Annotated in this window: 17 protein-coding genes and 1 pseudogene; 12 read left to right on the plus strand and 6 right to left on the minus strand. The window is 61.7% G+C overall.

The annotated features are described in order from the left end of the window. Positions 1–14 precede the first annotated feature (14 nt). The 3 genes from ACXAFN_RS14860 (at position 15) to ACXAFN_RS14870 (ending at position 2,758) form a co-directional block, all read left to right on the plus strand. Positions 15–251: a hypothetical protein gene (locus ACXAFN_RS14860; RefSeq protein ID WP_474989823.1), complete on the plus strand. Its 237-nt coding sequence runs from the start codon at positions 15–17 to the stop codon at positions 249–251. After that, on the plus strand, positions 244–1,770 hold the full coding sequence (locus tag ACXAFN_RS14865; protein WP_474989825.1) for a sodium:solute symporter family protein: 1,527 nt from the start codon (positions 244–246) through the stop codon (positions 1,768–1,770). Before ACXAFN_RS14860 ends, ACXAFN_RS14865 begins: the two co-directional genes overlap by 8 nt. Before the next feature lie 157 nt (positions 1,771–1,927). Continuing rightward, positions 1,928–2,758, plus strand: a complete 831-nt coding sequence (locus ACXAFN_RS14870; RefSeq protein ID WP_474989827.1) for an alpha/beta fold hydrolase — start codon at positions 1,928–1,930, stop codon at positions 2,756–2,758. A 34-nt stretch (positions 2,759–2,792) separates the two neighbouring features. Here ACXAFN_RS14870 and ACXAFN_RS14875 read toward each other — a convergent pair whose 3' ends face one another. Continuing rightward, on the minus strand, positions 2,793–3,248 hold the full coding sequence (locus tag ACXAFN_RS14875; protein ID WP_474989829.1) for a DCC1-like thiol-disulfide oxidoreductase family protein: 456 nt from the start codon (positions 3,246–3,248) through the stop codon (positions 2,793–2,795). 286 nt (positions 3,249–3,534) lie between these two features. Here ACXAFN_RS14875 and ACXAFN_RS14880 point away from each other — a divergent pair, with 286 nt between their 5' ends. Beyond that, positions 3,535–3,951, plus strand: a complete 417-nt coding sequence (locus ACXAFN_RS14880; protein WP_474990170.1) for a hypothetical protein — start codon at positions 3,535–3,537, stop codon at positions 3,949–3,951. Positions 3,952–4,077: 126 nt separating this feature from the next. Here the strand turns inward: ACXAFN_RS14880 and ACXAFN_RS14885 are convergent. Then, positions 4,078–4,167 (minus strand): annotated as a pseudogene (locus tag ACXAFN_RS14885) (hypothetical protein); the annotation flags it as partial. Positions 4,168–4,389: 222 nt separating this feature from the next. Between ACXAFN_RS14885 and ACXAFN_RS14890 the strand changes: the two are divergent. The 7 genes from ACXAFN_RS14890 to ACXAFN_RS14920 all read left to right on the plus strand — a co-directional run bounded on the left by ACXAFN_RS14890 (position 4,390) and on the right by ACXAFN_RS14920 (position 11,538). Further along, on the plus strand, positions 4,390–4,974 hold the full coding sequence (locus ACXAFN_RS14890; protein ID WP_474989831.1) for an HNH endonuclease: 585 nt from the start codon (positions 4,390–4,392) through the stop codon (positions 4,972–4,974). A 79-nt stretch (positions 4,975–5,053) separates the two neighbouring features. Further along, entirely contained in the window at positions 5,054–6,025 is a 972-nt protein-coding gene (locus ACXAFN_RS14895; protein WP_474989833.1) for a hypothetical protein, read from the plus strand. Positions 6,026–6,334: 309 nt separating this feature from the next. Continuing rightward, positions 6,335–7,129, plus strand: coding sequence for a hypothetical protein (locus ACXAFN_RS14900; protein WP_474989835.1), 795 nt, complete (start codon positions 6,335–6,337; stop codon positions 7,127–7,129). Between the two features lie 107 nt (positions 7,130–7,236). Next, positions 7,237–8,118 carry a hypothetical protein gene (locus ACXAFN_RS14905; RefSeq protein WP_474989837.1) on the plus strand — a complete coding sequence of 294 codons (882 nt, stop codon included), beginning with the start codon at positions 7,237–7,239 and terminating at the stop codon, positions 8,116–8,118. Then, on the plus strand, positions 8,111–8,410 hold the full coding sequence (locus ACXAFN_RS14910; protein ID WP_474989839.1) for a hypothetical protein: 300 nt from the start codon (positions 8,111–8,113) through the stop codon (positions 8,408–8,410). Before ACXAFN_RS14905 ends, ACXAFN_RS14910 begins: the two co-directional genes overlap by 8 nt. 189 nt (positions 8,411–8,599) lie before the next feature. Further along, complete coding sequence (locus ACXAFN_RS14915) at positions 8,600–9,178, plus strand: acyloxyacyl hydrolase (RefSeq protein WP_474989841.1); 579 nt, start codon at positions 8,600–8,602, stop codon at positions 9,176–9,178. 170 nt (positions 9,179–9,348) lie between these two features. Continuing rightward, positions 9,349–11,538, plus strand: coding sequence for an OsmC domain/YcaO domain-containing protein (locus ACXAFN_RS14920; protein ID WP_474989843.1), 2,190 nt, complete (start codon positions 9,349–9,351; stop codon positions 11,536–11,538). 135 nt (positions 11,539–11,673) lie between these two features. Here the strand turns inward: ACXAFN_RS14920 and fabF are convergent, their stop codons facing one another. Next, positions 11,674–12,939 carry a beta-ketoacyl-ACP synthase II gene (gene fabF, locus ACXAFN_RS14925; protein ID WP_474989845.1) on the minus strand — a complete coding sequence of 422 codons (1,266 nt, stop codon included), beginning with the start codon at positions 12,937–12,939 and terminating at the stop codon, positions 11,674–11,676. A gap of 93 nt (positions 12,940–13,032) precedes the next feature. On the opposite strand from fabF, the gene ACXAFN_RS14930 reads away from it, so the two are divergent. Beyond that, entirely contained in the window at positions 13,033–13,686 is a 654-nt protein-coding gene (locus ACXAFN_RS14930) for a TetR/AcrR family transcriptional regulator (protein ID WP_474989847.1), read from the plus strand. Between the two features lie 289 nt (positions 13,687–13,975). Here ACXAFN_RS14930 and ACXAFN_RS14935 read toward each other — a convergent pair whose 3' ends face one another. The 3 genes from ACXAFN_RS14935 to ACXAFN_RS14945 all read right to left on the minus strand — a co-directional run bounded on the left by ACXAFN_RS14935 (position 13,976) and on the right by ACXAFN_RS14945 (position 18,034). Then, on the minus strand, positions 13,976–14,875 hold the full coding sequence (locus ACXAFN_RS14935; protein WP_474989849.1) for a hydroxymethylglutaryl-CoA lyase: 900 nt from the start codon (positions 14,873–14,875) through the stop codon (positions 13,976–13,978). Between the two features lie 256 nt (positions 14,876–15,131). Further along, a complete protein-coding gene (locus ACXAFN_RS14940) occupies positions 15,132–17,207 on the minus strand; it encodes an acetyl/propionyl/methylcrotonyl-CoA carboxylase subunit alpha (RefSeq protein ID WP_474989851.1) in 2,076 nt (691 codons plus the stop codon). Further along, positions 17,204–18,034 carry an enoyl-CoA hydratase/isomerase family protein gene (locus tag ACXAFN_RS14945; protein ID WP_474989853.1) on the minus strand — a complete coding sequence of 277 codons (831 nt, stop codon included), beginning with the start codon at positions 18,032–18,034 and terminating at the stop codon, positions 17,204–17,206. The genes ACXAFN_RS14940 and ACXAFN_RS14945 overlap by 4 nt, the downstream gene beginning before the upstream one ends. Positions 18,035–18,089 lie beyond the last annotated feature (55 nt).

An 18,089-nucleotide genomic window follows, 5' to 3' on the forward strand; every position in this document is an offset into this window, starting at 1 on the left:
GGAGAGTTCTTGTCATGTCATCTCGTCTCGTCGTTTTGCCCACCAGCCGCGCCGGCTGGGGGCTCTTGATCGCCTTCGTCGCCGTGATCGCGGCGGGCATCTGGCCGGTGATCGGCTGGGTGAACCGCGCCGTGCTGGTGATGGGCCTGCCGCTGCTGGTGGTATGGAGCTATGTGGTCATCTTCGCCTGCTTCGCCGTGATGCTGATCGCCAATCGCGTGCTCGAGTACAAGGAGGCGCCCCATGACTAGCCCCTGGCCGCTGCTCATCACCCTGGCCTATGTGGCCATCGCCATGGTCATCGGCCTGCGCGCCCGGGGCGGGCGGCGCATGAACAGCCTCGAGGAGTGGGGCGTGGCCGGCCGCAGCATGGGGCCGGTGACGCTCTACCTGCTGATCGCCGCCGGCAGCGTCAGCGCCTACACCTTCATGGGCGCGCCGGGCTGGGCCTATGCCAAGGGCGTGCCGGTGTTCTACGTGGCCGTCTATCTCGCCTACCTGGCGCTGGTGGCCTGGTACGTCGGCCCCAAGGTGTGGCAGTTCGGCGAGCGCTTCGGCCACGTCACCCAGGCCAGCGCCATCGCCGACCGCTACCAGAGTCCGTTGCTGGGCGCCCTGGCCTCGCTGGTGATGTCGATCGGCTCGATCGCCTACGCGGTGCTGCAGACCATCGGCTCCGCCTACATCCTCAACGTGATGAGCGGCGGGGCGATCCCGATATGGCTCGGCGTGCCGCTGGTGCTGGCCTGCATCGCGGTCTACCTGTTCGTCAGCGGCCAGCGCGCCATCGGCCGCACCAATGCCTTCCAGGGCGTGCTGATGCTGGTGGTGGCCTGGGCGGTGGGGCTTTGGGCGCTGCACGGTGCCACCGGCGGGCTCGATGTCGGCGCGTTGTTCACGCGGCTGCAGGCCGAGCACGGTGAGTTCCTGACCCTGCCCGGGGCCGGCGGCGACATGAGCTTCAGCTTCTGGACCACCTCGGTCATCGTCTCGATGCTCTCCTTCATGCCGCCGGTGTGGACCCAGTGGATGAGCGCCTCCTCGGCGCGCACCATCCGCCGCAGCGCCACCTGGCTGCCGACCTACTACGTGGTGATCCTGCCGATGGTGGTAGTGGGCTTCATCGGCATCTTCGCGCTGCCCGAGCTGGCCCGCGCCGACACCGTGGTGCTGGAGTACGCCATGCAATTCCTGCCGGTGTGGCTGGTGGGGCTGCTCGGCGCCGGCACCCTGGCCGCCTCGATGTCCTCCAGCGAGCCGTTCATCCACTCGGTGGCGCTGTCGTGGAGCAAGGACGTGGTGCAGCCGCTGCTGGGGCTCTCCGAGGCGCGCACCGGCAGGCTGGCGCGCTGGATGATCGTGCCGCTGATGGCGCTGGTGATTGCCCCGCTGGCGATCGCCGAGCCGGGCAGCCTGGTGATGATCCTGCTGGTGGGGCTGGGCTTCGCCACCCAGGTGCTGCCGGCCTTCATCGGCATGTTCCTGTGGCCGCGGGCCTCCAAGCCGGGCGTGATGGCCGGCATCGTCAGCGGCTTCCTGGTGACCGTGGCGTTCACCACCTTGTGGAAGCATCCGCTGGGCATTCATGCCGGCTTCTGGGGGCTGATGCTCAACCTGCCGGTGTTAGTGGCGGTGTCGCTGGCCACCCGGCCGGCGCCGAGCGAGGTGGTGGAGCGCTTCTTCCGCATCGCCGCGCCCCATGGGCTCACTCGGCTGGGCAGCCCGGAGCGGGGCCGTACCATCGAGGCGGCCACCCTCGGCCGCGAGTAACCCCGCAGGCCGCGGTTAGCGCCGGTCGGAGCGGTCGACGCCCCTCCCGGTGCACATATCAAGCCTCCGGCCCCGACCCCTGATGACACCAGGGCTCGGGGCTTTTGCTATGCTGCCGGCATTCATCATGTTAACGCCTGCTACATAAGGAATTCCCATGCCCCAGGTCGAACATCGCGGCGTCACCATCGCCTTCGAGGCACACGGCGGTGAGGAACACGGCACTGAGGAACACTGCCAGCAGGCCATTCCCATCGTGCTCGGGCACAGCTTCCTGTGCTCCGGGGAGATGTGGCGCGAGCAGGCGTCCGCCCTGGCCGGCGAACGCCGGGTCGTCAACATCGACTTCCGCGGCCACGGCCGCTCGAGCCACCTAGACCAGCCGTTCACCCTCTACGACGCCGTCGCCGACGTGATCGCGGTGCTGGACGAGCTCGGCATCCGGCAGGCGATCTGGTGCGGGCTCTCCATCGGCGGCATGGTGGCGATGCGCGCCGCCCTGGAACATCCCGAACGGGTGGCCGGCCTGATCCTGCTCGACACCGACGCGGGCTCGGAGACCCTCGCTCATAAGCTCAAGTATCGCGCCATGGGCGCCTGCGCCAAACGGTTCGGGCTGCGCCCGCTGTTGCCCTCGGTGGCGCGGCTGATGTTCGCCGCCACCACCCACCGCGAGAATCCCGTCCTGGTGGATGAGTGGAAGGAACGCTTCGCCGACATCCACGTGCCCTCGGCGCTGCTGGGCCTGGATGCCCTGATCAAGCGCGACTCGCTGCTCGAACGCCTGGCCGAGATCGAGGTGCCGTCGCTGGTCATCGTGGGGGAGGAGGATCGCTCGCTGCCGGTGCCTTTCTCGCGGCGGATTCACGAGCGGCTGCCGGGTTCGACCCTCGAGATCATCCCCGGCGCCGGCCACCTCTCGGCGCTGGAACGGCCCGAGCGGGTGAACGCGGCCATCACCGACTTCCTGGCATCACGCTTCGGCTAAACCACGGCCGTTCATCGGGTGAGCCCGGTTCCGCTCAGCGGCGCAGGTTGTCGATGGGCGGGATGCGGCACAGGCGCAGCAGGGCATTGCGGCAGGCCTTGAGCCCGGGGTAGAGGCGGGCGGCGCGGTGGGGGCTCGCGAACAGGCGATACATCAGCCGGTTGAACACCCCGCTGCGCGTGCCGAGCAGGGTGAGGCGATGCAGGGTCTCGCTGCCGTGATACCACTGATCGCCGACCTGCAGGGCGAAGCCCTGGTCCAGGTCGATGCCCCGGGCGCTGAGTTCGCGTCGCGCCTCGCTATCCTGGCGCCCGTCGATCAGCTCCAGCTCGCCGACGTCGCGGCGAATGCGGTACCAGAGCACATAGCGTCGACAGATCGGACAGTCGCCATCGTAGACCAGGCGCATCCGACGGCTGGGCGCCGGGTGGCTCTCGGGCGTCTCGGGCTCGGCGTTTTCGGGTTCCCGAACATCGGTCGGTCGTGACATGACGTGCTCCCTTCGCGCTGGGCATCTTCCAGCCTACGCGGCCCCCGCGTAGCTGCAAACCGTCTCGTTTTTCCTCCCTCTGCGCCTTTCGGCACAGTTCAAGACACGCCTTTTGCAGCCGATATCCCGTTCGAATAGCATCAGCTAATAAGGCCGCTGGAGACGGCCACACAAGGGACGCAGGGGCTACCGCAGTAGACGGCCGGAGGGCTGTTACTTTTTCAGGTCGGCCGGGCGGTAGCGTGCCTGCTTGAGCTTGCAAGCTCTTTGGATGTCAGGAGTGGAAGTGGCTGAGGGAAGATACAGAAATGTAGAAGGTGAAGTTGAGCGTGATCTCATATCAAAGAAGCCGAATGCTGTTACCCCTTTGCTCGCAAAGTGGGTCAATAGTTCACGAAAATATGCTAATCGATTGAAGTACTCCGATGAAGAGGTTTTGATCATTGCCCAGAATCGTATTCGATACCATGAGGCCGAAAAGAGAAACCTGCTCTCAAGAATGCGGAGTTTCTGGAAGAGAGTTAATGGGAAAGAAGAAACACATAAAGCCTACCGAGTGACGGGAGACGAGTTGCTGGTGTTGATGTCTCTGGCTGGGTTGCGGCCGGATGATGACATCACCAAAGTGCATGAGTATGAGGTGGTCGCAAGCTACTATGAAACCTTGGTAGATCGCGCCGTTAAGGCGCAACAAAGTGATTAGCCAAAGCATTGGACTTAATGGATCGACGCCAGGCATTCCAGGAAAGCATGCACCTCGGGTGTGGCTGTATCGGACCGGGTGCCGTATTCCATGAAAACGGATGAAGAAACGGATCCAGTAGCAGTAGGTCTTTTCGGTTCGCAGGCTGTAACGTTTTACCCGCAGGGTGGCCTTCATGCGGTCCATCAGCTTCGGCAGCTTGCTGTGCGTATCCATGGTGCCTTCTCTCTATGCATGGATGTACATACAGCATTATTGGTGCCGACAAAACGCGCAAGCACGCGAATTCTGCATAGGGAGCCGAGCTTTTCTTGGCTTCATTTGATATCAATGGGTTAGGTGCAGCACGGCAGGCTCGATAAGCTTGTTGAACGTGTCGGCATGTTCATCCAATATCCGAGCTTTCCACCTAATCACTGTTAGCCAAAAGGAGGAGAAGTGACTGCTCCGGTAATAACGATGAAGCAGCTTCTAGATGGAGTCGAAAAGTACAAAGCCAATGTTCGTCCATGGACGCAGACTCTAAATAGAGTGGATTGGTTTTTATTAATCTATGGCGAGCTGTACCCGTTAAAGTATACCTATGCTCTTGCCGCTGATTGCCCTCCAGCGACCTATACCACCAACCAAATGAAGGCTGTCCTGAAAAAGCTTCCGGTAGAATTTGTAAATATAAAGGAACAAAAAGAGGCACAAAGCTCTTTCTATGACGATGTTGAAGCAGCTTTAAAAGACTCAGAGAAACGCCAAAAAAGGCTCAAAGAGGCATCACGAAAACCAGCGATGAGGCTCACGTACCAAGCAGAATTTATAAGGAATGCTGATGTAGTCGCCGAGGTTTTAGTGCGGGCGGATGGTAAATGCGAACACTGCGGCAAATCGGCTCCTTTTCTTCGTTCAAAAGACGGTTCCCCCTACTTAGAAGTTCACCATAAAGTATTTCTTTCAAACGGTGGGGAAGATTCTGTAGAAAATGCAGAAGCACTTTGTCCAAATTGCCATCGTAAGAAGCATTTTGGCTAACAAAATCATCAAATTGACCTCAATACGCTGCGCTTCTTTCGGCAATTTATAACGGCGTTAGATTTACAAGGAGAATAGCATGACTTCAGTTGGAGGGATCGAGCTCCATTATTATTTGGAAAATGGCGATCACTCGATGGATGCTGTTCTTCGCAATCGCTGCGAGGCGGAATTACTAGCTATTTTTCAGGAGGTTGCCTCTACTCTTGGGGTGCAAGTCCAGATCGATGCTCAAGCACTTGCAGAAGGTGGCTTGAGAGAGATTTGGAAGTGGGCCGGGGAGAATTCTGGGCAGTTGAGCGTTGTTCTCTCCGTTGTGGCTATTCTTGTGTCCCTTGCACCACAGATATACGAATCAGAGGAAGAGGCGCTTAGCAAAGAATTAACAGAGCTTAGCATTGAAGAAAAACGACTACAAGTTGAAAAATTGCGCCAAGAATTACGTGAAGTGGAGCCTAGGACTGAGGATGTTATACGAGATGACGCTGTTCACTTATTGGAAAAAGAACCTAGGATAGTTGTCAGAAGGTCTAACTTCTACAAAAATCTAAGCGGCCGTGATGACGTAGAATCAATCGGGATCTCACCTCTAGGTCAAAACCTAAAATCTTTTGCGCCAGAAAGAAATGTCCCGAAGGCGCGATTTCACGATTTTATACTGACTTCGCATTCGATAAAGCCATTAGTTATCGAAAATGCCAATATAGAAGTCGTAAGTCCCGTATTGAGAGATGGGCGGTATAAGTGGAAAGGGATTTATGATGATAAGGTTATTGGCTTCACAATGCAGGATGCAGATTTTCAGCATCAAGTTTTAAGGGAAGAAGTCTCCTTTCAACATGGTACGTTTTTAGAGTGTGTTCTCAATGTTTGTAGAAGGTTAGATGAGATTGGCGAGGTCGAGATAACCGGCTATGTTGTAAAAACTGTAATTCGTAAATATGACGAAAGGCAGTCGATTGAAACTCCGCAGGGAAAGAGCTATAAGCATGCTCTGAAATTGCGAGCCTCCCAGTCGGACCTATTCGGAGGCGGCAATCAAGAAATCTAACCAATACAGGCAAGGGACGCTCCTGACGTCGCGCCCCTGCTGCCGGCGTTGGGTGTCTTATCAAACTTCCGAGTGCTCTGGAAATAAAAAAGGTCGAAGCCATTGTTTACGCTTTTAGAGTCGAAGAAAGAAATAGCCGAAGCACACGCTCAACTCCTACGAACAATAGAAACGAATTGGTCTCGCACAGCCACGAAAAATATTGGTTACCCTGGTGGAACCACATATGACGCTCGAGTCTATACTGACGGAGAGTATTGGTTTTGGCCTGGCGACCTTAAAGCCTCAGAAACACCAAATCCGAGGAAATTGAACTGGTTTGGTTTGTTCTCTGAAGATGCCGGGCTACAAATAACTGTAGAAATAAACACTCCATTTGTAGGGTCAAATGGGCAAATAGCGGGTTCGTTTGCTCGAAACAGCGAGGACGGGAGGGTATACTTATTGCACTCTGGCCGGGTCGGTGGCGGCACAAAAGGAGTTGGTAAATCTGCTTTTCTCGCTTGGAGTAATCACTCGCTCGTACCAGTCCGAGATCAAAGTGATCAAGCACGTTACGGCGTTGTTGTGATGCCGATCTCCGGTCGAGGAGCTATCCGCCCTGCTATGAAGTACATACAAACAATAGTCGGATTTAAAGAAGCGGTCCGATCCGGCGAAATAGACAAAAAAGAGTTCAGAGAAAAGCTAAGAATATTTGAAGAATATTACTCGGAATCCTCGGGGCGGCGTAAAGGAAAACGCAAAACCAATATAGATTATTATTCGCGCCACGGCGACGTCGTTGACGCCCTCTACCAGCTTTTAACAAAACGCGGTCTTCCAAAGAATTCACGTATTGTTAAAAATGCGCAAATCGATCTGGGTGTAAAAATAGACGGGAAGCTATCTCAGGTCTATGAGGTAAAAACTAATAGCACTCGATACGATGCTTATACGGCACTGGGGCAATTGATGGTTCATTCCGGATCCGATAACTGCAAAAAAATCATGTTGCTTCCGCATCCATCGAATTTGCCGTCAGATGTCTCCGCTGCTCTAAAAAGATTAAAAGTAGATTTAATGGAATACGAGCTCTCAGAATCGGAGGTCACAATAATATGACAACCAACAAATCGTTGGAGAGGGACCTTTGTTTCGTTACGCCCTTCGGGATCCACTCCGCAAAGGCCCCTCAATTCATGCGTTATGCGTGAGCGCAGGAGAAGCAATTGCTGAAAAATTTAGTTTCAAAGTGGCTCCTTCCGAAAGTGATTTCAAGGTCATGCGAATCTCGAATCCCACGGTCGGGAGCAGAAGGTGAAAAAGTAAACTGCTTTGTTGTTGCGTTAGATCGCGATAACGAACCTTTTTTTGTTGCCACCGGATTTGAAAAAGGTCTATTGACTGGATTGAGGTGGAATGGTGAGCAATATGCCGAAGAGCACTCTATTTCAATTAATGACCTAGATGATAGCAGCTTGAAAATAACTCACTATTACGGCCTTTCTGAGGTTGTCTACTCTAACGTATATGATTTGGCTTGGAGCTACCTGTTAAAAATCGTTTATCTAAAAATACATCTTTACCGCTACATTAGTTCCGCTAACCAGTATTTCTTTAATAAGAAGAAGCTCGTCACTAGAAAGCGAATGGAGCTGATTCAATTTATGATGAATGATCAACTAGATCGAGAGCATAACGGAATTGGTGTCATCGGTTTGATGACCAAGCTATATTCGATAAAGTGGGTTTTGCATCCATCAGCCGGTGAGCAACAGAACAGGCTAGAGCTATACCTTGATTCTTTAGTTGAGTCCGGTGAACTGAGAAAGGTAAACGCAGAATACGTGGTTGCTGGGAAAGCCATAAGCACGATTGAAAAGTACGAAGAGGAAGAGCGAAGGCATACAGAAGCTGTAAAGCTACAAAAGAAGATGGTGTCACTCACTATACTTATAGCTTTTGTGGCAATTGTTCAGTCTGGAATAGTTAAACTACCTGTGCTGCTAGATTTAGCACCAAACAGCGAATCGCATAACAAGCAAATGCAGCCGACGCAAAAAGCGCGCGGCTGCATTTGGGCGTCAAACAACGAGAAGTTCTATGGGTAAAATCGTTGAACCATCCCAGGTCGAAGTAATTTGGCGCGCCAAGCGCTATTTAAGGCTCTGGCCATATTTAAAGTGGATAAATCCAATCGTTGGTGGGGCAGCATTTGGCAACAGCTTCATTGCGATGACGTCCAGCGCTCCTCAAGCTGGGCTAGTGTACGGCTTCGTCCACCCGGCAATTGTTGCGGTAGCGGCGTTGGTTGTTACCACGAATCGGCCGTGGCGGAGAAGGGCTGAAGAACGACAGTTGCTACTCGATCTCGCAAGAGAAAAAGGCGAGCGTGTTGACTAACAAATCGCTCAAGTACGCTCCGGCCCTTCGGGCCTCCACCGGACGCGGCTAAAGTCGCGCCGCTTAGATCAGACGTTAGCGCGCCGATGATCGGTACCACCTACGCTTTCCACAAATCCTTGCTCACGTCCCGCCGTTACCACTTGCGCTAACCTGAGGATGACCGGGCTTTTTTTAGGTGGGTGGACGATGCCTGTGATCGGGTTGTCTCGCCATGCTGTGTCTTTCGGGCTGGTGCCGAGCGTCTTCGCTTGCCTGCTCGCGCCTGGCCCGAGCGTTGCCGACGATTGGGAGCTGCAGAGCCTCAGCCTGCGTGCCCGGGTCTCGGAGAAGACCCTGCTGGGGGATGAGGCGCCGGAGGACTTCAAGGAGTATGACCTGTCGGCCAACGTTGGCCTGCCATGGGAGCGCTACTCCGCGTCGGGCTGGGGCGTGGGCACACGAGTGATGGCGAGTGCCGGTTTGCTGCGCGGGGCGGGGGAAAATGCGCTGGTGGTGTCGGCCATTCCGGAGCTGACGCTGGGCAGCGAGGACGGGCGCTTCCTGCTGGACCTGGGGGCGGGTGGCGCGTTGATCAGCCGGCATCGCTTCGGGGAGCAGGATTTCGGCGGGCCCTTCCAGTTCGCGCTGACGCTGGGCATCGGGGTGCCACTATATCGGCACCTTGGCGTCGGCTATCGGTTTCTTCACTACTCCGATGCCGGCGTGAATGGCTCGGACACGACCGGAGCGGATTTCCACATGATCGAGTTCCGTTACCGGTATTGAGCATCGTCGTCGTGCTGCCCAGCGGCGTCCGAGCCCGAGCGGGCCATGCCCTCGGCGCCCCCGCACTGGCGATTTTTTGACCACCCGCCCAAGACGAAGCCCCCCAAAAGCTGGATAATGGCCGGCTACGCGCTACGGCCGCCCGAATCCACGAATCCGGTGCTTTGTCAATGGAAATCAAGGTCAACTATCTCGACAACCTCCGGCTGGAGGCCAAGTTCGACGACTTCACGGTCATCTCCGACCAGCCGATCCGCTACAAGGGCGACGGCTCGGCCCCCGGTCCCTTCGACTACTTCCTGGCGTCGTCGGCCATGTGCGCGGCCTATTTCGTCAAGGTCTACTGCAACGCGCGGGACATTCCCACCGAGAACATCCGCCTGTCGCAGAACAACATCGTCGACCCGGAGAACCGCTACAAGCAGATCTTCAAGATCCAGGTCGAGCTGCCGGAGGACCTCTCCGACAAGGACCGCCAGGGCATCCTGCGCTCCATCGAGCGCTGCACGGTCAAGAAGGTGGTGCAGACCGGCCCCGAGTTCCAGATCGAGACGGTCGAGAACCTCGACGAGGACGCCCAGGCCCTGCTGATGGCCAAGCCGGAGGAGGGCGCGAGCACCTGGATCGAGGGCAAGGACCTGCCGCTGGAGCAGACCATCGCCAACATGACGGCGATCTTCGAGGACCTCGGCATGAAGGTCGAGATCGCCTCCTGGCGCAACATCGTGCCCCACGTGTGGTCGCTGCACATTCGCGATGCCTACTCCAACATGTGCTTCACCAACGGCAAGGGCGCCACCAAGGAGAGCGCGCTGGCCTCGGCGCTGGGCGAGTTCATCGAGCGGCTGAGCTGCAACTTCTTCTACAACGACCAGTTCTTCGGCGAGGAGATCGCGAACGGCCGCTTCGTGCATTACCCCAACGAGGAGTGGTTTCAGCCCGGCCCCAACGACGAGCTGCCGGATGGTATCCTCGACGACCACTGCCGGGAAATCTACGACCCGGACGGCGAGCTCGGTGGCTCCAACCTGATCGACACCAACTCCGGCAAGGTGGAGCGCGGCATCGTCTCGATCCCCTACGTGCGCCAGTCGGACGGCGAGACGGTCTACTTCCCCTCCAACCTGATCGAGAACCTCTTCCTCAGCAACGGCATGAGCGCCGGCAACACCCTGCCCGAGGCCCAGGTGCAGTGCCTGTCGGAGATCTTCGAGCGGGCGGTGAAGCGCCAGATCATCGAGGAGGAGATCACCCTGCCCGACGTGCCGCGGGCGGTGCTCGAGAAGTACCCGGACATCCTCGAGGGCGTCGAGGCGCTGGAGGCCCAGGGCTTCCCGATCCTGGTCAAGGATGCCTCGCTGGGCGGCCAGTTCCCGGTGATGTGCGTCACCCTGATGAACCCCAAGACCGGCGGGGTGTTCGCCTCCTTCGGCGCCCACCCGAGCCTCGAGGTGGCCCTGGAGCGCAGCCTCACCGAGCTGATGCAGGGCCGCAGCTTCGAGGGCCTGAACGACTTCCTGCCGCCGACCTTCAACTCCCTGGCGATCGCCGAGCCCAACAACTTCGTCGAGCACTTCATCGACTCCTCGGGCCTGGTGTCCTGGCGCTTCTTCAGTTCCAAGGCCGACGTCGAGTTCGTCGAGTGGGACTTCTCGGGCACGACCGAGGAAGAAGCCGCGACCCTGTTCGGCATCCTCGAGGAGCTGGGCCTGGAGGCCTACCAGGCGGTGTTCGAGGAGCTGGGCGCGCCGGTGTGCCGCATCCTGGTGCCGGGCTACTCCGAGGTCTATCCGGTGGAGGACCTGGTGTGGGACAACACCAACAAGGCGCTGCTGTTCCGCGAGGACATCCTGCACCTCCACGAGCTCAGCGACGCTCAGCTGGGCGAGCTGCTGGAGCGCCTGGAGGAGACCCAGATCGATGACCACGAGGACATCATCACCCTGATCGGCATCGAGTTCGACGAGAACACCGTCTGGGGCCAGCTGACCATCCTCGAACTCAAGCTGCTGATCAACCTGGCGCTCGGCCAGCACGAGGACGCCCTGGACCGGGTGCAGATGTTCCTGCAGTTCAACGACAACACCGTCGAGCGCGGGCTCTTCTACCAGGCGGTGAACGCGGTGCTGGAGATCGCCCTGGACGACGAGCTGGAGCTGGACGACTTCCTCTACAACTTCCGTCGCATGTTCGGCGAAGACACCATGGCCGCCGTGGTCGGCTCGGTGAACGGCACGGTGCGTTTCCACGGCCTGGAGCCGGTCGGCATGCAGCTCGAGGGCCTGGAGCGTCACCAGCGCCTGATCGAGAGCTACAAGAAGCTGCACGCCCATCGCGCGGCGCTGGCGGGCATCGAGTAAGCCGCCGGCGCTTCGCCCCGCATGACCAAGCCGCCGGCGCTTCGCCCCGCATGACCAAGCCCCCGAGCCGGTTTTCCGGCTCGGGGGCTTGTCGTTGGGTGCGTGGTGAGAGAGCGGGGCGGTCGATGCCGGCCGCTACGGCCGGCTGAGGATCAGGGCGGCGTTCACGCCGCCGAAGCCGAAGGCGTTGCACAGGGTGTGCTGGATGGTGTGTTCACGCGATGCGTGGGGCACGAAGTCCAGGCCCAGCATGTCGTCGTCGGCGCTGTCGAGGTTGAGGGTCGGAGGCAGCCGGCCCTGGATCGTTGCCATGGCGGAGAAGATGCCCTCCACGCCACCGGCGGCGCCGAGCAGGTGGCCGGTGGCCGATTTGGTGGCGGAGATCGGCACTCCGGCCAGGCCGTCGCCGAACACCCCGCGCAGGGCGGCGATCTCGGCCCGGTCGCCGACCGGCGTGGAGGTGGCATGGGCATTGATGTGGTCGATCGCCTCCGGCGACAGGCCGGCCATGTTCAGCGCCGCCCGAACGGCGGCCGCGGCGCCGGCGCCGTCATCCGGCCCGGCGGTGATGTGGTAGGCATCGGCGCGGGTGCCGTAGCCGCTCAGCACGGCCAGGGGCGTGGCCCCGCGCGCCTCGGCGTGGGCCAGGGTCTCGATCACCATCACGCCGGCGCCTTCGCCCATGACGAAGCCGTTTCGGTCCCGGTCGAAGGGGCGCGATGCCCGGCTCGGATCGTCCCGCTCCGTCGACAGCGCCTTCATGGCGTTGAAGCTGGCCAGCGAAAGCGGGTCGATGCAGGCCTCGGCGCCGCCCACCACGGCCACCTCGGCCTCGCCGCTGCGGATCAGCCGCATGCCGTCGCCGATGGCCTGCAGGCCGGCGGCGCAGGCGGTGACCGGACAGCCCAGCGGCCCGCGAAAGCCATGGCGGATCGACACGTGTCCGGCGGCCAGGTTGGCCAGGAAGGCCGGCACGGTGAACGGCGAGAGGCGCCGATGGCCGCGCGTGGTCAGGGTGGTCTGGGCCTGGGTGATGGTGGGGAAGCCGCCGATACCGGAGCCCACGATCACCGCGGTGGCATCGCGGTCGGCCTGCTGGGAGGGGAACCAGTCGGCCTGGGCCAGGGCCTCGTCGGCGGCGGCCATGGCGTAGAGGCTGAAGCGCTCCAGCTTGCGGCGTTCCTTGGCATCCGCCACCCGGTCCGGGTCGAGCCCGGCCTCGGGGTCGTCGGCGATGTCCGGCACGGCGCCGGCGACCTTGATCGGCAGCTCGCCGGTATCGAATCGGGTGATCGGGCCGATGCCCGAGCGGCCGGCGACCAGCCGTTCCCAGCTTGCCTTGACGCCGCATCCGAGCGGGCTGATCATTCCCATGCCGGTGATGACGAGAGGGGACTGCATGGCGCTTTACCTTGCGGTTCAGGGTTTTCGCCACGCTAGCACCGGGCAATATATGATCAAGGTAATATTCAGTCGCGTGACGACGAGGTTGCGATGCCTTACTCGGCAGCCCACAAGGCGAATTCCCGGGAACGAATCCTCAAGTCGGCCATCGAGCTGTTCAGTCGCCGAGGCTTCGAAAAGGTCTCCATCGGCCAGATCATGAAGCTGGCGAGGATGACCCATGGGGCCTTCTATGCCCACTTCGCCTCCAAGGAGGCGCTGTATCAGGCCTCGGTGCAGCAGACCCTGGAGAGCAGCCGTGCGGCCAGGCTGGTCAAGGGGCCGCTTTCGGTGAAGCACCTGACCGACCTGGTGGCCAACTGCTGGAACCTGCAGGAGCTGGAGCGCAAGCGAGCCCCCGGCCCGGAATCGGTGCTGTTCAATGAAATCGGCAATGAAAACGCCGAGATTCGCACCCTGTTCGAGGCCTCCTACCTGCGCGTGAAGAAGATGCTGGAGACCCGGCTCATCGCGCTGGGGCGCTTGAAGAAGCTGCCGTTCGAGCCCGATCGCGAGGTCATCGCCGAGAAATCCCGCGCCATTCTCGCCTCGTTGGTCGGCGCCGTGGCCATCGCCAAGAGCCTGCCTGAGGAAGCGGAACGCCAGCATGTCCTGAACGCCGCCCAGCGCCATATCCTGCGAATGCTCGGCGTTGAGGAGAGCGAGATGGAGGATATGCTAGGGGCGGCGCGCGCCGCCTTTTAGTCGATGCCCGAAAAGTGTCTGCGCTCGGCTATACGGCGTTAAAAATCAGGTCATAATGCTCATTTACGACTTGTAAACTGCGCTTTTTCCCAGATTTTTGCCTTGCGACCCACACGGAAGTGGGAAGTACGTTGGCCCGTAGGGAACGGGCCTAGGGCTAGCCTTCGCTCGCCGACTTTTCGGACGAGTCCTCGCCAGTCGATCTTTCTTCGATGCCGCATGGAAAAGCCCCGAGTCGGTTCGCCGACTCGGGGCTTTTTCATGTTGGTACCCAGATTCGTTGTTGGCGTTACTTGGTGGAGAGGGCCACGCCTGCCTTGGAGCGATTGGGTCGGCCGATGGCCTGGGTGATCCAGTGACCGGTGGCGGCGAGCTGTTCCAGGTCGATGCCGCTTTCGATGCCGAGGCCGTCGAGCAGATACACCACGTCTTCGCTTGCCACGTTGCCGGAGGCGCCCTTGGCATACGGGCAGCCGCCGAGGCCGGCCACGGAGCTGTCGATCACCGCCACGCCTTCCTCGAGCACGGCGTAGAGGTTGGCGAGTGCCTGGCCGTAGGTGTCGTGGAAGTGGGCGGCGAGCTTGTCCATGGGGATGTCGCGGGCCACGGCCTCCAGCATGCGCTTGGCCTTGAGCGGGGTGCCGGTGCCGATGGTGTCGCCCAGCGATACCTCGTAGCAGCCCATCTCATACAGGGCCTTCGATACTTTGGCGACCTTGGCGGGAGCGATCTCGCCCTCGTAGGGGCAGCCAAGCACGCAGGAGACATAGCCGCGCACGCGCACATTGGCCGCCTTGGCGCGCTCGAGCACCGGGGCGAAGCGCTCCAGCGATTCCGCCACCGAGCAGTTGATATTCTTCTGCGAGAAGGCCTCGGAGGCGGCGCCGAACACCGCCACTTCCTCGACGCCGCATTCCAGCGCGGCTTCCAGGCCCTTGAGGTTGGGGGTGAGCGCCGAGTAGACGATGCCGTTGCGGCGCGTGAGGTCGGTCATCACCTCGCGGTGGTCGGCCATCTGCGGCACCCACTTCGGCGAGACGAAGCTCGCCGCCTCGATATGGGCGAGGCCGGCGGCGCCGAGGCGGTCGATCAGTTCCAGCTTGGTTTTGGTTCCGATCGCCTCGGGCTCGTTCTGCAGCCCGTCGCGGGGGCCGACCTCGACCAGGCGCACGCGCTTGGGAAATGCCATGAATTATCTCCTGTCCTGCTCAAGACGGGCCGATGATCTGGCCTCGCGTCGCGGCTTACCCGGCGACAGTTCTCCGAGGGGGCGCTGTAAATACTTCCCTGTACGCTACCGATGCCATCCATGGCATAGGACACCCTCTTCGAACTGTCCCCGGTGCCGCTCACCTGAGTTGTACCTGGCGATTGCCATCATCGCCGATACGGCCATGCTACTGCTCGGCGCTCGGCGCTCGGCGCTCGGCGCTCGGCGCTCGGCACTATTCGTCCGCGGCAAACTCCAGCAGCACATCGCCCTGGCCGACCGTGTCGCCGGCGGCGAAGTGGAAGCTGTCCACGTGGCCGTCGGCGGGGGCGGTCATGGTGTGCTCCATCTTCATGGCTTCCATGACCATCAGCGGCATGCCTTTCTCCACCCGGGCGCCGGCTTCCACCAGCAGTGCCACCACGGTGCCGTGCATGGGCGCGGTGAGGGTGGATTCGGCCTCGTGATGGCCGTGGTCGATGGCGTCGATGCGCCGCCAGAACAGCCGGGTCTCGCGCTGCGGGTCGACCATCACCACCACGTTCCCGTCGCGACGTGTTTGGATCCGGCGGCGATGGCCGTCCAGGGTCACCGCCACGGCGTCGCCCTCGAGCGGTTCCAGGGTGGCGGCATAGGTGGCGGATAGGCTCTCGCCGTTCAGGGTCAGCTGCCAGGGCGAGCCTTGGCCCTCGCGCTTGCCTTCGACCACCGTCACGCTCTCGGCATCGTCGGCGCCTTGTGCTGGCCCTTGAGAAAGTTCGGGCGCGCACAGGGCGATGCGGATGGTGTGGGGGGCGTTCAGGCGGAAGCCGTCGTGGCGGTCCCAGGGCGAGTCGCTCTCGCACTCCCGGGCCAGCTGGTGCAGGCCGATCAGCGCCGCGGCGGCGTACTCCTCCGGGGCCACCCGGCGCTCGGCGAACAGCGTGTCCTCATGGCGCTCGATGAAGCGGGTATCCAGCTTGGCGTCGCGGAAATCCGGGTGGGTGGCCAGGCGCTGCAGGAAGCCGCGGTTGGTGACCACGCCGCGCACGTCCAGGGCGGCCAGGGCGCGGTTGAGGGTGGCGAGTGCCTGGGCGCGGTCGTCGCCGTGGACGATCAGCTTGGCGAGCATGGGGTCGTAGTGCATGGAGACGGCGTCACCGCTCTCGACGCCGCTGTCCAGGCGCACCCGCTCGGCCGCGAGGCCGGCGCCGGCGAGGTCCATGCCGAAGCGGGTCAGGGTGCCGGTGGCGGGCAGGAAGTCCTGCTCCGGGTCCTCGGCATAGAGGCGCGCCTCGAAGCTGTGGCCGGTGATGGTCAACGCCTCCTGCGCCATGGGGAGCGCCTCGCCCATGGCCACGCGCAGCTGCCACTCCACTAGGTCCTGGCCGGTGATCATCTCGGTGACCGGGTGCTCGACCTGCAGGCGGGTGTTCATCTCCATGAAGTAGAAAGAGCCATCCACGTCCAGGAGAAATTCCACCGTCCCGGCGCCCACGTAGCCGATCTCCCGGGCGGCGCGCACCGCGGCCTCGCCCATCTCGCGGCGCAGCGCCTCGGTCATGCCCGGCGCCGGGGCCTCCTCGAGCACCTTCTGGTGGCGGCGCTGCACGCTGCAGTCGCGCTCGAACAGGTAGACGCCGTGGCCGTGGGCGTCGCAGAACACCTGGACCTCGACGTGGCGCGGCTGCACCAGGTATTTCTCGATCAGCATGCGGTCGTCGCCGAAGGCGGACCGGGACTCGCGGCGGCAGCCGTCCAGGGCGGCCTGGAAGGCCTCGCCGGATTCCACCACGCGCATGCCCTTGCCGCCGCCGCCGGCGCTGGCCTTGAGCAGCACCGGATAGCCGATGCGATCGGCTTCGTCGCGCAGCAGGGCGTCGTCCTGGCCCTCGCCGTGGTAGCCGGGCACCAGCGGCACGCCGGCATCAAACATGCGCGCCTTGGCGGCGGACTTGTCGCCCATGGCGGCGATGGCCGAGGCGGGCGGGCCGACGAAGGTGATGCCGGCGGCGTCCAGGGCCTCGACGAAGGCGCCGTTCTCGGAGAGGAAGCCGTAGCCGGGGTGGATGGCACCGGCGCCGGTGCGCCGCGCGGCCTCGACCACGGCCGCCACGTTCAGGTAGCTCTCGCGGGCGGCGGCCGGGCCGAGGCGCACGGCCTCGTCGGCCTCGCGCACGTGGCGGGCGTTGGCGTCGGCGTCGGAGTAGACCGCCACGGTGCGCAGGCCCATGCGGCGGGCGGTGCGCATCACGCGGCAGGCGATCTCGCCGCGGTTGGCGACCAGCAGGGTGTCGAAGCGCTGGGCGTCGGGGGAGGTCGTCCGGGTCATTTCTGGCGCTCCGTGTTCGATGGGTCGTCCGGGGCCCAGGCGGGGCGGCGTTTCTCGAAGAAACTGGCCAGGCCCTCCTGGCCTTCGTGGCTCACCCGCAGCTCGCTGATGATGCGGCAGGTGTGGTCGCGGGTGGCGTTGCTGTCGGGGGCGCGGGCCACCTCGGCGAGCAGCGCCTTGGTGGCGCGGCTGGCCTGGGGCGAGGTGGCGAGCAGGGTGTCGACCATGGCGTCGACGGCGGCGTCCAGCTCGTCCGGCGCCACCAGGCGATGGACCAGGCCCAGGCGCTCGGCGGTGGCGGCGTCCATGACCTCGGCGGTCAGGGCGTAGCGGCGCATCTGCCGCTCGCCGAGCGCGCGCTGCACGTAGGGGCTGATCACCGCCGGCGACAGGCCGATCCGCACCTCGGAGAGGCAGAACCTGGCCTTCTCGGAGGCGACGACCAGGTCGCAGCAGGCGGCCAGGCCCACGGCGCCGCCGAAGGTGGCGCCCTGCACGCGGCACAGGGTGGGGCAGGGCAGGGTGTCCAGGCCGTGCATCAGCGCCGAGAGCTCGCGGGAGTCCGCGAGGTTGTCCTCGAAGTCGTAGTCGACCATGCGCTTCATCCAATTCAGGTCGGCGCCGGCCGAGAAGCTCTTGCCCTCCGAGCCCAGCACCAGTACCCGCACCTCGCCGCGATGGGCGAGCTCACCGACGCGGCGCAGGTGGTCGTTGAGCTCGGCGATCAGGTGGTCGTCGAAGGCGTTGTGGACCTCCGGGCGCTCCAGCGTCAGCCGGGCGACACCGCGGTCGTCGATCTCGAGTCTTGAGAAGCTTGTCTGTGACATGGCAGACCTCTTTCGAAAAGATCGAAGAGGGAAGAACGGCGCTGTGCGCCTTGAA

It is taken from the genome of Halomonas sp. ABH4_019, assembly GCF_056159885.1.